The following is a 14,399-nucleotide window of genomic DNA, read 5'->3' as shown; positions in this document are numbered from 1 at the left end:
GTGACGGTGAGTCAAGAACAATTTGGGGTGAGCTGATGATCGCACGCAGACGACAGGTGGCCCTGGCCCTGACCGCCCTTCTCGCGGCGGCCGCCGCCTGTCAGGCCGAGGCCCGCAAGGACTCCCAGGCGGCCGCCCGCGCGCGCCCGGCACCCGCCGCGGCCCGCGGTTTCACCCTGGTCGCCTCCGGCGACGTGCTGCCGCACACCTCGGTCATCGAGCGGGCCAACTTCGACGCGGGCGGCGTCGGCTACGACTTCCGTCCGATGCTGGCCGGTGTGCAGCCCGTGGTGGCGCGGGCCGATCTGGCACTGTGTCACATGGAGACGGTGTACGGCTCGAACGGCGACTACTCCGGCTACCCCGCCTTCAAGTCCCCGCCGGAGATCGCCCCCAGCCTCGTCGCCGTCGGCTACGACGGCTGCTCCACCGCCTCCAACCACGCGCTGGACGACGGCGCGGACGGTGTCGCCCGCACCCTGGACGCCATGGACCGGTCGGGTCTGCGGCACGCCGGAACGGCCCGCACCGAGGCGGAGGCACGGACCATCACCATGCTCCGGGCGGGCCCGGCACGGGTCGCGCACCTGTCGTACACCTACGACACCAACGGCTTCGCGCCGCCGGCCGGGCAGCCCTGGGCGGTCAACCTGATCGACGAGAAGCGCATCGTCGCCGATGCCCGCACGGCCCGGCGACTGGGCGCCGACGTGGTCGTCGTGTCGCTGCACTGGGGCACCGAATGGCAGGACGAACCCGACGAGCGGCAACTCGCCCTCGCCGAGCGCCTCACCGCCTCGCGGACCGGCGGGCGCCCCGACCTCGACCTGATCATCGGCACCCACGCCCATGTCCCGCAGGCGTACCAGAAGATCAACGGCACCTGGGTGGTGTACGGCATGGGCGACCAGATCGCCGGCGAGATGTACAACCGGCAGGGCCTCCAGGACCCGCGCGGCAACGAGTCCACCCTCGCCCGCTTCACCTTCGCGCCGCCGGCCCGGCCCGGCGCCCGCTGGGAGGTGAGCCGGGCCGAGTTCATCCCGCAGGTGTACGACCTCGACGCGGGCCGCGTCGTCGATGTCAACGCGGCCATCGCCGGCGGCGCCGAACTGACCGCCGTGCGCGACCGGATCCGGGACGTGGTGCTCGCCCGCGGCGCCGCCAAGGACGGTCTGGCCATGGGGCAGTGACCGGAACTCCGACGCCGCCGGCCGGTGATCCGCGTACCCGGTGCCCGGGCACTAGCGGCCGGCCAGCGCGGACCGCCGGTAGGAGTAGCCGAAGTACACGGCCACCCCGATCAGGAACCACACCGCGAACCGCACCCATGTCTGCCACTGGAGGAACGTGATCAGCCAGATGGAGAAGACGACACCCAGTGCCGGCACGACGGGCATCCACGGCGTGCGGAAGGTGCGCGGCAGATCCGGCTGCCGGTAGCGCAGCACGATCACCGCCGTGCACACCACCACGAACGCCAGCAGGATGCCGATGTTGGTCAGCTCGGCCGCCTCGCCGATCGGCAGGAACCCGGCGATGGCGGCCGAGGCCGCCCCGACGATCCAGGTCACCCGCGTCGGCACGTGCCGCGTCGGATGCGTCTTCGCGAACCACCTCGGCAGCAGCCCGTCCCGCGACATCGAGAACCACACCCGGGTCACGCCCAGCATGAACGTGAACATCACCGTGAGGATGCCGATGATCGCACCCACCGCGATCACATCGGCCAGCCCGCTCAGGCCCACCGACTTGAACGCGGTGGAGAACCCGCTCTCCTTGTCGATGTCCCGGTAGTTCTGCATCCCGGTCAGCACCAGGCAGGCCGCCACGTACAGCACCATCGAGATCGCGAGCGAGAGGATGATCGCCTTCGGCATGTGCCGCTGGGCGTCCTTGGACTCCTCGGCGGCGGTGGACATGGCGTCGTAGCCGAAGACGGCGAAGAACACGGTCGCCGCACCGGTGAACGCCCCGCCTGCCCCGTACGGGAAGAACGGGTGGTAGTTGGCGGAGGTGATGTGCAGCACGCCCACCCCGATGACCAGGAGCACCACCAGCACCTTCAGCACCACCACGATCGTCTCGAAGCGGGCGGCGTTGCGGATGCCCAGGGTCAGCAGCCAGGCGATGAGCAGGCACAGCAGCGCGGCGAACAGGTCCACCCGGTGCCCGGCCCCGGTGCCGGGCGCCCCCAGCATCCACGCCGGCAGGTTCGCGCCCATCTCCTCGACCAGGAAGCTGAAGTACCCGGAGATGCCGATGGCGACCACCGCCACGATCGCCGTGTACTCCAGCAGCAGGTCCCAGCCGATGAACCAGCCGGCGAACTCGCCGAGCACCGCGTAGCCGTAGGTGTAGGCGGAGCCCGCCTTCGGGATCAGACCCGCGAACTCGGCGTACGACAGGGCCGCCGCGGCACTGGCCAGACCGGCGACGAGGAAGGAGACGACCACCGCCGGGCCGGCCACGCCGCCCGCCACCGTGCCGGCCAGGGTGAAGATCCCCGCGCCGATGATGCCGCCCACCCCGATCGCGGTGAGCTGCCACAGGCCGAGCGATCTCGCCAGCCTGGGGCCCTCCCCGGCCTCGGTGTCCTCGATGTGCTCGATGGGTTTGCGGCGGAGGACTCCTTCACCCGCGCGGAACCTTGCCATGAGCCTCACCTCTTCGCCTGCGGCAATCGGCTGACGGCGGTTCATGATGGCCCAGGGGGCCGTGGGGCGGAAGACGCCACGCATGGCCCCGGGCAGGCCCGGCACGCGCCCCCGCCCGCACCGCGGGACGGCCCGGCTGACCTATGGCACCACCGTCACCGGCCACCGACCCGCCTTCACCAGGCGGATCGCCACCGATCCGATGATCCGGTGACCGGCGTGCTCGGACGCGCCCACCACGACTGCGTCCGCCTTCAGCTCGTCGGCCGCCTTCACCAGGCCGTTGTAGGGATCACCACGGAACGTGTGGAACTCCCAGCGCAGGTCGAATATCCCCTTGACCTGCTCGGCGGCCTCACGGATGTAGGTGACGAGGCCCTCGGCGATCTCGTCCGTCGTCTCCGCCACCGGAGCCCCCAGCGCGGCACCCGCGGCCATCACCGGCTGCACATAGACGAAAGCGAGCAGGGCGTGCTGCCGCCGGGCCAGACCGGCGCCGTAGGCCGCGGCCCGCAGCGAGGACTCGGAGCCGTCCACCCCGACCACGATGACCTTCGGCCCGTCCGTGCCCCGCTCGAACGTGTGCCCATGCTGTTCGTGCTGTTCCGTCACGGCCGTGAGGCTATCGGAATCCGCAGGTCCCGCCCCCTTGTGCGCGCCTTCGACGGGCGATCCGCCCTCGCTGTGCCCAAAGGTCGCAAGCGCCTGCTTGGGCGCCTTCGGCCCGCTCTGTGTCCTTCTCGCGGCCGGCGCGCCGCCGGGCGCGCCACTCCGCCCGGTCGCCCCCCGCGGTCCGCCGGTGGTCCGCCGGTGGTCACGCCGATCGTGGGGATTTCTGGGCCGTGCGGGTGGATTCCGGCCGCCGCACCGGGTGTCCGAGTGGTGCCCCGGTGCCTCGTGGGGCGACTGATGAGTCATGAAGAAGGATCAGACGTTCACGCGGCGCCGGATGCTGCTCGCCTCAGCCGCTGCCGCGGGGGCGGCGAGCGCCGCCGGCCTCCTCCTCTCCGGCGGTACGGACCCGGCACCCGCACGACCCGCCGCGCCCTTCGCCGGACCCGGCGGGCAAGCGGCGATGAAGTCCTCCGCCTTCCGTCTCCAGCTGCTGACCGGTGACGGACCCCCGCGCACCGTACCCGCCAGGACACCGGTCCGGGACGAGCCGATCCTGCGCATGTCAGGCAGCGGGCGCCGCATGCTGCTGACGTTCGACGACGGTCCCGACCCGCAGTACACCCCGCACATCCTGGACACCCTCGCCAAGTACAACGTCCGGGCGACGTTCTTCGTCTGCGGCGAGATGGCCGAGTGGAACGGGAACCTGCTGGCCCGGATGGCCGGCGAGGGGCATGTCGTCGGCAACCACACCTGGTCCCATCCGCTGCTCACCGAGCTGAGGCGGGCGCAGATCCGCTCCGAGATGGAACGCACCAGCGAGGCCATCGAGCGGGGCTACGGCGAGCACCCGCGCTGGTTCCGCGCGCCCTACGGCGCCTGGAACCGGGCCGCCTTCCAACTGGGCTCGGAAATGGGCATGGAGCCGCTGGCCTGGACGGTGGACAGCCTCGACTGGACCGAACCGGGCACCCGCACCATCATCGACCGGATCGAGACCGGCGCCGCCCCCGGTGTCGTGGTGCTCTCCCACGACGCCGGGGGAAACCGCTCGCAGAGCGTCAGCGCGCTGCGGCGCTATCTGCCGCGGCTGCTCGACGCCGGCTACCACCTGACCATCCCCAGACGCCCGTACCCCTGACCGCCGTGCCGCCCGCCCGGCCGGGACCGCTCAGTGGACCTCGACCAGGCGGGCGAAGACGACCACGTTCCCCTCGTAGCCGTTCTGCTTGGAGAAACCGCCTCCGCAGGTGATGACGCGCAGTTCGGGGGTGCCTTTGGAACCGTAGACCCGGTCGCTGGGGAAACTGTTCTTCGAGAAGACCTCGACGCCGTAGATCTCGAAGACCGCCGTTTTCCCGTCCTTGCGCCGGATCTCGACGTGATGCCCTTTCTTCAGGGACCCGAGTCCGTAGAAGACCGCGGGCCCTGCTTTGTTGTCCACATGCCCGACGACCACGGACGTTCCTTTTTCGCCGGGCGAGACGGCGCCGTTGAACCAGCCGGCCAGATTCGGGTTCTCCGGTGGCGGTGCGGCGACCCAGCCGTCGCCGTCCAGACCGACCGGCACGACCGGGGCGTTCACCCGGATCGCGGGGATCGTGATCCGCTCCGCCCCGGAGAACGGCAGCGACGTCGGCGCGGGGGCGAAGGTGGCACCGGGCACCGGCCGGTCGACGGCCGCGGCCTGCGCGGGTTGCGGCGGTCCGACGTCGAACTCCCCTGACCCGTTCCGAATGAGCGCGAGGCCGGTCAGCAGAACAAGCGCTATCACGCCCCACGGAGCGCGCTTCTTCCGCCGTCCCTCCTCTTCGGAAAGCTCGGACAGCTCGAACGCAGACATTCGCCATCCCCTTTCGACACGGTCGTCGCCGTGTCATTCGCGCATACGAGAACGCTAAGTCCCGCGCACACGGGCGGCGACGGGGGAAGCGCCGAACGGGTGGCCGCAAGGCCCTACGGTGCGCCATCCGAGTTGCGGCCGACAGGAAATTTTCTGACGGTCTGTGACCTGCGGCAACATCCGATTATGCGCTTATCGTTCAGCGTGTCTGATCACTGGGATGGACCATTCTCGACATGCGGGCGTGTTCCGCACATCTGAAGGTCGACTCCGGAGGTGCTTTTTCGCCGATCGACCGGGGACGGGTCCCGGGGTGCCTCTCGCGGAGGATCACATGGGTAACACTCGCGCCCTGGCGGCCACGGCAATCGCCGTCGCCGCCCTTGGGCTCGCCGCCCCCACGGCCGTCGCGGACAGCGTGGGCAACGGGGGCGGACCGAGCAACACCGGCGGTGTAGGCGGAACAGGGATCGCCCCCGGCACCGGGGTGGCCCCGGGCGGCGTCGTGCCGGGCGGCGGAATCGGCCCGGGCGGCGGAATCGGCCCGGGCGGCGTCGTGGGGGGTGGCGGGGTCTTTCCCGGCGGCGGGGGCTTTGCCGGCGGTGGGGTCTACCCGGGCGGCGGGGGCTTTGCCGGCGGTGGGTTCTATCCGGGCGGTGGGGTCTTTCCCGGCGGCGGATTCGGCGGCGGATTCTTTCCCGGCGGGGTCGGCCCGGGCGGCGGCTTCCGGCCGGGCAACGGCCGCGAAGGCATCCGGCCCGGGAACGGCCGCGAAGGCATCCGGCCCGGGGAAGGAAACAGGCCGGGCCCGGTCCACGGCGGCCTCGGCGGCTCCAGCACCTCGGGGGCCACGCCCACCGACGTGGCCATCGGCGGCGGCCTGGTGGCGGCGGCCGTGATCGGCGGCAGCGTGGTCTGGGTGCGCCGCCGGTTCGAGAAGCGGGTCTGACCCGGCCACCCGCCCGTGCCGGACGGCTGCCGCGCGCCCAAGCGGAGCGCATCCGGCCGGACCTCCGCCCCGGATCCCGTACCGGATCGGGGCGGAGGTCCGGGAGCGCGGCCGGGCGCTCAGGTGCCGTCGCCGGTTCTCGCCCAGGCGTCGTCGCCGGCGCTCGGTCAGGCATCGTCATGGGTGGTGCGGCGGGCGATCCGGTAGGCCGTGCCGACCGAACCGGCGATCAGCACCGTGCCGAGGCCGATCTTCCCGAGGTCGAACCCGGCCACGCTGCCGCCGTCGCCGGCCTGCACTGCGCCCGGGACCGTCGCGTCCGGGGAGTGACCGTCCCCGCGCGCCCCCTGCGCCGTCCCGGAGTCCCGGCCGCTGTCGCCACGGCCGTCCGCGACCCGCAGGTCCGTCGAGCCGCTCGTGCCGTCGCAGTCGAAGGTCACCCGGTACGACGAGCCGGACTTGACGTGCGCGTCGATCGTGGTCGTGGCCGACGACCGGCCCGACGGGATGCGGACCGTCTCGAAGACGTCCGAGGTGACCGTGGCGCCACCCTTGCAGCCGTCGTTGCGGTCCAGGCGCAGAGTGAGCTTGCTGCCCGCCGTGATGGTGGACGGCTCGACCCCGAAGCCGAACGGCGCGCCGGCGTGCTTGCCGCCGTCCTCCGCCACGGCGGCGGGCGCGCCCAGAGCGAGGGCGGTGGCGCCCAGCAGTGCGGCCGAAGCGACGCGTATCGCGCACATGGATGTTTCCTCCGGTCCCCGAGGAGCAGCCCGCGGACCTTCTGCCGCTTGCGCCGTGCGTGCACCTCGATGTCCGGAACGCTAGGAAGAGTGGCACAGGCGCGCGAACGCAGTAGCGCGAACGGGTTAACCGTGTCGGCCGGTCGGGCGATCGCGCTGCTGCGGACGGGGGACACGCGCGGCGCGGCGCGCACATCCCCCGTAGACCGGTCGGCGTAGGACCGTACGACGCTTCTCCTACCTGCCGGAGGGTCAGCCCTTGATGTTCGGGAAGAGGTCCAGGAACGGCTGCGCGGTCGCGTCCATGCCCCGACTGTAGGGGGCGTCGAAGACCCAGATCAGGAAGAGCATGAACGCGATGGTGGCGGAGAACAGCCCGCCGAGGACGAGTTCCCGCGCGGTGCGTCTGATCTGCAGGGCGAAGATCATGCCGACGGTGATCACGGCCCCGAAGACCAGCCCGAACCACACCACGCCGGGCATGGTCGCCCCCGTGGAGTCGGCGCGGGCGCTGCGCGCCTGGTCCGCGGCCGCCACCTGATCGAGGAGCGGTTGGTACGCCTGCGCCTCGAAGTCCGTCCTGGGCTGGTAGTCGGTGACGTCGCGGCGGACGCGTGCGAGCAGTTGGGTGCCGGTGTCGGTGAGGCGTTGGTCCTCCGCCATCGCCTTCCACTCGGTGTGTACGACGTGTCCGACATAGGCGTTGACATCCGCCCGAATTCTGTCACGGACGTCGGGCGGATAGACCCGCACCCGCTCCGAGATCTCGTGCAGTGCCTGGGCCTCCGCCTGCACGTGGTCCTGCGCCGCGCTGCGCGCCTCCCAGACCCCGGCGATGGCCAGGCCCAGCACGATGGCGTAGACGACGCCGATCCACATCGTCATGTACTCGATGACGTCGGGGGTCTCGCTGGGGTCGTCGTCGTCCGAGGCGGCGCGGTTCCGTACCACGGTGACCACGACCACCACGGCGCACGCGCCCAGCATCGCGAGGACGAGAACAAGCCAATCCGACAACAGATGCCTCCAGGGACGGGCGAATCGATGCGTCGGCCTGCCGTGGTACGTCAGCGGGGACGCAGCGCGGCGACGGCGACGATCGCGGGGATGGTGATGAGCAGGACGTAGGTGACCGGTGACGTCCGGTTGGGCGCCGGGGCGGCGGTCGGCCGCGGGTGGTAGCTCGGATAGGTGACCGGGGTCGGGGAAGGCCGTGGACTGGGCTTGGGCGACGGCTTGGGCGCCGGAGGCGGTGTGCGGGGCGGCGTCGGCCGGGGGGCCGGACGCGGCGGGGCCGGAGGGGGCGGCACGGCGCGCGGTGGTGGTGGCACGGGCTTCGGCCTCGGCGGCGGCGGCGGCGTCGGCTTCGGTGTCGGCTTGGGTTTCGGTGTCGGCGTGGGCTTCGGAGGCGGCGGCGGTGGTGGGGGAGGGGGCGGCGGGGTCGGCGTCGGGGTGGGTGTGGGCGTCGGGCACGGCGGGGGCGTGGGCTTCGGGCAGTGCGGCGGCGTCGGCCAGGAGCCGCCCGCGACGGCCACCGCCACCGTGCCGTCCGGGCCCGTCGAGGCGTACGCGCAGGTGTCGGCCCTGGCCGTGCCGACCGGACAGCCCACGAGGGTCCACACCAGCGTCACCAGAGCCAACACCCGTAGGACGGGCGGGAATCGGGTCGCTTCGGGTCCATGCACGACCGAGATCATGGGTCGTTCGGCCCCTGGCCACGCCGAAGAGTGCGCGGATTGGCCCGATCGAGGGACTGTGGCCCCCGGGGGGTTTGAACGGGGGGATCCCGGTTTCCGGCGGACGCGCCCCGCCCGCCCGCGGGGCGCGGACCAAGCTTCGGGGCGGTGGAACACGGCGCCCCGGCGGGTCCGTACCCAGTGTCGTGCGCCGGCCCGGCAGGCGCCGCAACACCAGTGCGGCAAAGGGGAGTTGAGGGGAAGTCGAGGATGCGGACCTGCTGGCGGACCGCCTCACCACCGACCGCGGCCGCTGCGGTGCCGGCACTGACGACGGCGCGCGGCACGGTCCACCGCTTCATGAAGATCCACCAAGGACCATGGGCACCACCAGGACCATGACGGACCATGAAGGACGGAGTCTGGCCGAAGCCCGTCTCGCACCGCACCGGCGACCGCCCGGAGAAGCGGCCGGCGGCCGTTCCGGTGAAGGCGGCGACACCAAGGGCGTACAGCGGACGGTCCTGATGGGCTTCACCCGGACTGACGGCTTCCAGCAGAGGACTGTCGACCGCCCGTCGCTCCACACCTCTGCGGGTGACGGGCCCCCGGTGGCGCCGACGGTCAGGACGCCGACGGCACCTGGTACTCCGTGTACTCCGGGGCGCCCGACGGCAAGCCGGTCCGCGGGCCGAAACAGGGACCGCGTCCCAGGGCCGGCCGCCCCGCCCCCAGCCGGCATCGGACCACCCCGGAACGGCGGGACGAGGGCGAGCGGGGGCCGGACGTACGCCAACAGGCGTGCGGCCACGGGTTCGTCCCCTCCGCACCGCGGGGGCGGGCCGCTGTGTGCCCGTGTGCTCACGCTGCGGCACCGTTCCGGCACGTGCCGCAGGCAGTGACCGGGAACGGACGGTCAATTTCCGTTTCGGGTCGCTCCATTGGCGGACGATCAGTAGCCTCTGCTCGAACACCGGATCGCCTACGCCTTGGAGCGATAGATGGAGCGTCCCGCCTGGGCCCCACGGAGCATCGACATCTCGGTGCCGAGCGTTGCGCGCATCCATGACTTCTACCTGGGCGGTTCGTACAACTTCGAGGTCGACCGGCAGGCGGCCCGCAAGGCCATGGAGTTCCTGCCGGGACTCCCGAAGATCATGCAGGCGAACCGGGCGTTCATGCGTCGTGCCGTGCGTTTCGCGGCCGGGGAGGGCATCACGCAGTTCCTCGACATCGGCTCCGGCATCCCCACGTTCGGCAGCGTCCACGAGGTGGCCAGGAGAGCCCGGCCGGAGGCCCGCGTGGTGTACGTCGACCACGACCCGGTGGCGGTGGCGCACAGCCAGACGGTGCTGGCGGGTGACGAGGACGCGGGCGTCGTCGCCGCGGACCTCCGCAAGCCCCAGGAGATCCTTTCGAGCCCGGAGATCCGGCGGCTCATCGACCTGAATCGGCCAGTGGCGCTGCTGCTCGTTGCCATACTGCACTTCGTGGAAGACGCGGACGATCCCTATGGAGCGGTGGCCGAACTGCGTGAGGCACTCGCGCCGGGCAGCCTGTTGATCCTCACGCATGCCTCGTACGAGGGAATGCCGCTGCCGCCGGAACGGGTCCAGGGCGCGGTCGACGTGTACAGGGACATTCGCAACCCGCTGATCATGCGCTCGCGCGACGAGATCGCGCGGTTCTTCGAGGGGTACGACATGGTGGAACCCGGAATGGTGGCGATGCCGCGCTGGCGCCCGGAGGACTCGGAGCCGGACGACGAGGATCCGTTCGCCTTCTCCGGGTTCGCGGGCGTGGGGCGTACGGCGTGACCGCGGAGCCGGACGGGCCGGAGGACAGACTGCAGCGGTTCGCGACCATCTGGAGCCGGGCCGTGTTCCCGGTGACCTCGACGTCGCTGACCCGGCCGGAGCTGGAGGAAAGGCTCCTGCCGCTCGCACGCCGGCTGAGCGGGGCGCTGCGGCGGCACGGCTTCGACGCGGAGGAGGGCAAGGCGGTCGGTGCCGCGCTGATCGACGCGCACTGCACCGACCCGGAGGCACTCAGCCGCACCCTGGACTGCGTCGACGCCTACCTGGTGCTCTACTGCGGCGAGGACGGCCCGCAGGAGGAACTGCGGATGCGCTGCTCACGGCTGCAGCACGCCATGGCGGCCGGATTCGCGCAGGCGCTGCGCGAGCGGACCCTGGCCGAGCAGGAGGCCATCGCCCGGGCCGCGTTGCAGGCACAGGGTGTGGTGGCGCAGGCCCTGCACGCCAGCGAGGCCCGCTTCCGTGCGGTGTTCGAGGGGGCTGCCATAGGGATCGGCATCGCCGACCTCGACGGCCGGGTGCTCCAGGTCAACGAGGCGCTGATGCGCATGTTCGGGCTCTCCGAGCAGTCGTTGCGCGGCCGCCGGGTGCTGGAGTGGACCCACCCCGAGGACGCGCCGCACACCTGTCGGCTCTACGACGAACTCGTGCGCGGCGAGCGTGAGCACTACCACGTGGAGAAAGCCTTCAACCGCACCGACGGAACCGTGCTGTGGACCAATCTCACGGTCTCCCTGCTGCGTGACGCCGACGGCAACCCGCAGTACCAGCTCGCCCTCATGGAGGACACCACCGAGCGGCGGCTGCTGAACCTCCGGCTGCGTTACGAGGCCACGCACGACGCGCTCACCGGGCTGCCCAACCGCACCCTGTTCTTCGAACGTCTGGAGAAGGTGCTCGCCGCAGGCGAGGGCCAGCGCTTCGGCCTGTGCTACCTGGACCTGGACGGCTTCAAGACCATCAACGACAGCCTCGGCCACGCGGCCGGCGACCGGCTGCTCGTCGAGGTCGCCGACCGGCTCCAGGCATGCGCCACCGCGCCCGGCGAGATGGTCGCCCGGCTCGGCGGCGACGAGTTCGTGGCGCTGACCACCGGACCCGACACCGAGCACGAGGTCGACGAACTGGCGGAGCGCATCATGAACGCGCTCGTCACCCCGGTCAGCGTGGACGGCCGTGAACTCCTCGTGCGCGGCAGCATCGGCATCGTCGAGGGCCCGGCGGGCGAACGCACCGCGGCGGAGGTGCTGCGCAGCGCCGACATCACCATGTACCGGGCCAAGTCGGCGGGCGGCAACCGCTCCGAACTGGCCGACCCGGAGGCCGACGCCCGCGCCATCACCCGGCACGGGCTGACCACGGCGCTGCCCACGGCCCTGGAGCGCGGTGAGTTCTTCATCGAGTACCAGCCGCTGGTGCACCTCGGTGACGGCAGCGTCCGCGGTGCCGAGGCACTGGTGCGCTGGCTGCACCCGCAGCACGGTGTCCTCGGCCCCGACCGGTTCATCCCGCTCGCCGAGCACACCGGGCTGATCGTCCCGCTGGGCCGCTGGGTCCTGGAACAGTCGGTGCGGCAGGCCCGTGACTGGCGGGAGCGGTACGGCGAGCACACGCCGACCGGCCCGCTGCGCATCAACGTCAACCTCTCGCCCTGCCAGCTCAGCCATCCCGGTCTGGTCCAGGACACGGTCGAGATCCTGGAACGCACGGGCGTCACCCCGGACGCGCTGTGCCTGGAGGTCACCGAGTCCGCGCTGATCGGCGCCGACGACGACCTGCTCAAGCCGCTGCGCCGGCTCGCCGAGATGGGCGTCGACATCGCCCTGGACGACTTCGGCACCGGCTACTCCAACCTCGCCAACCTGCGCCGCCTGCCGGTGAGCATCCTCAAACTGGACCGCTCCTTCACCCAGAGCATGCAGCAGTTCCCGGCCGACCCCGTGGACCTCAAGATCGTCGAGGGGATCGTCTCACTGGCGCACAGCCTGGACCTGGCGGTCACTGTGGAGGGCGTGGAGACCGGCGCCCAGGCCGAACAACTACGCATACTGGGCTGCGACACGGCCCAGGGCTGGTACTACGCCCGCCCCGGCCCCCCCGACCGCCTCCACCACCTGGCCCTGGTAGACGCAACAGCCTGACCCCCGCGCCCCCGGGTCGCGGGGAACTGCGCGCCCAACCACCCCCAACCCGCACTCTTCGACACCGCACCGGCCACCCCCCAGGGGCGCGGGGAACTGCGCGCCCAACCACCCCCAACCCGCACTCTTCGACACCGCACCGGCCACCCCCCAGGGGCGCGGGGAACTGCGCGACCAACCACCCCCAACCCGCACCCCGGACACAAACCCCGGACACCCACCCCGAACCGTCCCCCACAACAAACCCCCGCACCAACCCCCGCAAAAGCGGCGCAGCCACCGTCACCGCTCAAGCAACATCCGCTGCAACTCCCGAGCGGCCCGCGGCGGCGCCACGTCACTACGGTGCGCAAGCGCGATCGTCCGATACAGCCCCGGCCGAGCCAACGCGGTGACCCGCAGCCCCCGCCCCGACCGCGTGGCGACCATACGCGGCACGACGGCCACCCCCAGCCCGGCCCGTACGAACCCGAGCACCGCGTCCATCTCGCCGCCCTCCACCGCGAAGTCCGGCTCGAAACCCTCGGCGCGACACGCGGCGACGGTCAGCTCCCGCAGGTCGTAGCCGTGCCGGAACATCACGAGCCGCGCGCCCTCCAGATCGGAGATCCGGACGTGCCGGCGCCCGTCGCGGCTCGGTGGCTCGGCCTCCGGTGAGGACACCACCACCAGGTCCTCGCGCAGCAGCTCCACCGTGGTCAGGGCGGGCGACGGCGTCGGCAGTGGCAGCACGACCAGGGCCAGGTCGAGCGCGCCGCGCGCCAGCTCCCGTACGAGGTCGTGGGAGCCGCCCTCCTCGATCAGCAGCCGGATGCCGGGATACCGGTCGTGGAAGGCGCGCAGCACGTCCGGCAGCAGACCCGTGCACACGCTCGGCGTGGCGCCCAGCCGCACGCGCCCGCTGCGCAGCTGCACCAGTTCCTGCACCTCGTGCCGGGCGGTGTCCGCATCGGCCAGGATCCGCCGGGCCAGCGGCAGCAGCGCCTCGCCGGCGTCGGTGAGCGTGATGTTGCCCCGGGCCCGCAGGAACAGGTCCGCGCCCAGCTCCCGCTCCAGCGCCCTGATCTGCTGGGACAGCGACGGCTGGGCGACATGGACCAGCTCCGCGGCCCGGGTGAAGTGCCGGGTCTCGGCGACCGCCACGAAGTACTGGAGCTGTTGGAACTGCACCAGGCCAGCATAGTCCCTGCCTATGGAAACAAGCTGGACCATGTCTTGGACCGATGGGTGGCCCGGGCCCTAGCGTGCAGGCCATGGCACTGGCAACGCGGACGGACCGGCGGCCGTCCATGGCGCGCACGATGTGGGACAGCTCCGTCGGCAAGAAGACCGTGATGGCGGTCAGCGGCCTGATCATGCTCCTGTATCTGGTCGTGCACATGTACGGCAACCTGAAGATCTTCTTCGGGGCGGGTACCTACAACGACTACGCACACTGGCTGCGCACCATCGGCGAGCCCTTCATGCACTACGAGTGGACGCTCTGGGGCATCCGCGTCGTACTCGTCGTCGCCGTCGTCGCGCACGCCGTCTCCGCCTACCAGCTCAGCCGCCGCGACCTCAAGGCACGCCCGAGCAAGTACGTGCACAAGAAGCCCCGGGCGAGCTACGCCACGCGCACCATGCGCTGGGGCGGGATCATCCTCGGCCTGTTCATCGTGTGGCACATCCTGGACCTGACCACCGGCACCGTGCACTCCGGCGGATTCCAGCCGGGCCACCCCTACCAGAACGTCGTCGACACCTTCTCCACCTGGTACGGCAACGTCATCTACATCGTCGCGATGCTCGCGCTCGGCCTGCACGTCCAGCACGGCTTCTGGAGCGCGGCCCAGACCCTCGGCGCCGGCAGCCGCACTCGCGACCGTGCCCTGAAGACCGTCGCCAACGTTCTCGCGCTGCTGCTCACGGCCGGTTTCATCGCCGTACCCGTGGGCGTCATGACCGGAGTGGTGAGCTGA

General features: G+C 71.5%; 12 protein-coding genes. 6 read left to right on the top strand and 6 right to left on the bottom strand.

What is annotated here, in order from left to right; genetic code table 11:
- Positions 1-35 precede the first annotated feature (35 nt).
- On the top strand, positions 36-1,193 hold the full coding sequence (locus tag ACFY2B_RS14370; protein ID WP_390763427.1) for a CapA family protein: 1,158 nt from the start codon (positions 36-38) through the stop codon (positions 1,191-1,193).
- Positions 1,194-1,244: 51 nt separating this feature from the next.
- Here ACFY2B_RS14370 and ACFY2B_RS14365 read toward each other — a convergent pair whose 3' ends face one another.
- Together ACFY2B_RS14365 and ACFY2B_RS14360 are read right to left on the bottom strand one after the other, a co-directional pair.
- Complete coding sequence (locus ACFY2B_RS14365; protein WP_390763426.1) at positions 1,245-2,657, bottom strand: amino acid permease; 1,413 nt, start codon at positions 2,655-2,657, stop codon at positions 1,245-1,247.
- A gap of 141 nt (positions 2,658-2,798) precedes the next feature.
- Positions 2,799-3,269 (bottom strand): universal stress protein, encoded by a 471-nt coding sequence (locus ACFY2B_RS14360; RefSeq protein ID WP_390763425.1) that lies wholly within the window; start codon positions 3,267-3,269, stop codon positions 2,799-2,801.
- Positions 3,270-3,573: 304 nt separating this feature from the next.
- Here ACFY2B_RS14360 and ACFY2B_RS14355 point away from each other — a divergent pair, with 304 nt between their 5' ends.
- Complete coding sequence (locus ACFY2B_RS14355; protein ID WP_390763424.1) at positions 3,574-4,413, top strand: polysaccharide deacetylase family protein; 840 nt, start codon at positions 3,574-3,576, stop codon at positions 4,411-4,413.
- Positions 4,414-4,443: 30 nt separating this feature from the next.
- On the opposite strand, the gene ACFY2B_RS14350 is transcribed toward ACFY2B_RS14355, so the two are convergent.
- Positions 4,444-5,115 (bottom strand): class F sortase, encoded by a 672-nt coding sequence (locus tag ACFY2B_RS14350; RefSeq protein WP_390763423.1) that lies wholly within the window; start codon positions 5,113-5,115, stop codon positions 4,444-4,446.
- A gap of 334 nt (positions 5,116-5,449) precedes the next feature.
- On the opposite strand from ACFY2B_RS14350, the gene ACFY2B_RS14345 reads away from it, so the two are divergent.
- Positions 5,450-6,064 carry a hypothetical protein gene (locus ACFY2B_RS14345; RefSeq protein ID WP_390763422.1) on the top strand — a complete coding sequence of 205 codons (615 nt, stop codon included), beginning with the start codon at positions 5,450-5,452 and terminating at the stop codon, positions 6,062-6,064.
- Positions 6,065-6,231: 167 nt separating this feature from the next.
- Here ACFY2B_RS14345 and ACFY2B_RS14340 read toward each other — a convergent pair whose 3' ends face one another.
- Both ACFY2B_RS14340 and ACFY2B_RS14335 read right to left on the bottom strand, forming a co-directional pair.
- Positions 6,232-6,804 carry a hypothetical protein gene (locus ACFY2B_RS14340; RefSeq protein WP_390763421.1) on the bottom strand — a complete coding sequence of 191 codons (573 nt, stop codon included), beginning with the start codon at positions 6,802-6,804 and terminating at the stop codon, positions 6,232-6,234.
- 252 nt (positions 6,805-7,056) lie between these two features.
- The gene (locus ACFY2B_RS14335) at positions 7,057-7,821 is read right to left on the bottom strand and encodes a hypothetical protein (RefSeq protein WP_390763557.1); all 765 of its coding nucleotides are present in this window, start codon (positions 7,819-7,821) and stop codon (positions 7,057-7,059) included.
- Positions 7,822-9,481: 1,660 nt separating this feature from the next.
- On the opposite strand from ACFY2B_RS14335, the gene ACFY2B_RS14330 reads away from it, so the two are divergent.
- Positions 9,482-10,297 carry an SAM-dependent methyltransferase gene (locus ACFY2B_RS14330; protein WP_390763420.1) on the top strand — a complete coding sequence of 272 codons (816 nt, stop codon included), beginning with the start codon at positions 9,482-9,484 and terminating at the stop codon, positions 10,295-10,297.
- Entirely contained in the window at positions 10,294-12,438 is a 2,145-nt protein-coding gene (locus ACFY2B_RS14325) for a putative bifunctional diguanylate cyclase/phosphodiesterase (RefSeq protein WP_390763419.1), read from the top strand. The genes ACFY2B_RS14330 and ACFY2B_RS14325 overlap by 4 nt, the downstream gene beginning before the upstream one ends.
- Positions 12,439-12,720: 282 nt before the next feature.
- On the opposite strand, the gene ACFY2B_RS14320 is transcribed toward ACFY2B_RS14325, so the two are convergent.
- A complete protein-coding gene (locus tag ACFY2B_RS14320; RefSeq protein ID WP_376526669.1) occupies positions 12,721-13,608 on the bottom strand; it encodes a LysR family transcriptional regulator in 888 nt (295 codons plus the stop codon).
- Between the two features lie 119 nt (positions 13,609-13,727).
- On the opposite strand from ACFY2B_RS14320, the gene ACFY2B_RS14315 reads away from it, so the two are divergent.
- On the top strand, positions 13,728-14,399 hold the full coding sequence (locus ACFY2B_RS14315; RefSeq protein ID WP_390763556.1) for a succinate dehydrogenase: 672 nt from the start codon (positions 13,728-13,730) through the stop codon (positions 14,397-14,399).

The sequence above is a fragment of the Streptomyces sp. NPDC001270 genome (assembly GCF_042896695.1).
Taxonomy (GTDB): domain Bacteria; phylum Actinomycetota; class Actinomycetes; order Streptomycetales; family Streptomycetaceae; genus Streptomyces.
The sequence above is the reverse complement of the archived record's forward strand: the minus strand, read 5'-3'. Positions and strand labels throughout refer to the sequence as shown.